The organism is Pseudoalteromonas luteoviolacea (genome assembly GCF_018100925.1).
Taxonomy (GTDB): Bacteria; Pseudomonadota; Gammaproteobacteria; order Enterobacterales; family Alteromonadaceae; genus Pseudoalteromonas; species Pseudoalteromonas obscura.
On sequence record NZ_JAGJEH010000057.1, the window covers coordinates 1 to 587 of the forward strand.

Sequence of the window (587 nt, forward strand, 5' to 3'; positions counted from 1 at the left end):
GCATTGCTTTGTGAGTCCGCCGTGGGTGTAAATAACACGCTATATTGGGTGCTGGACGTGGCACTAAAGTTACTCAACGTGCCCCCTGACACACTGATATCCGACTCACTAAAGGTGGTACTGGCTTCACTCAGCACAATGCTGATGGTCGCCGTTTCGCCCGCTTTTAAATTGCTATCTGATGCACTGAAGGTCGTCACCGTTGGCTTGGTTTTATCTAAGCTGGCCGTATCCGTCACCGCCGTAGCTGCGTTACTCGCACTGTCAGTCACCGTCACCGATAAGGTTAATGTCCCGTCATTTAAGCCACTGATATCCGCGATATTCACCGTTTGGCTGGCACTGGTAATATTGCCATTGCCCGTCACCGCCGTTCCACCATTGCTGCTATTGAGGGTATAACTGTAGGTTGCACCGACCTCTGCACTGCTGAAACTAAAGCTGGCAGATCCCGTTTCCGTACTGTTATAGCTGGTGTCATTCAGGGTCACACCATGACCATTTGGCGCGGTCGTATCTAACGTGCTGCTGGCGGTCACTGCTGTGGCGGCATTGCCCGCGGTGTCCGTTAAGGTCACGGATAAAGT

At 52.3% G+C, this 587-nt stretch carries 1 protein-coding gene; it reads right to left on the minus strand.

Translation table 11 applies throughout. The features are described from left to right. The coding region (locus tag J8M00_RS28045; RefSeq protein WP_211013649.1) for an Ig-like domain-containing protein at positions 1 to 587 on the minus strand (587 nt) is incomplete at both ends.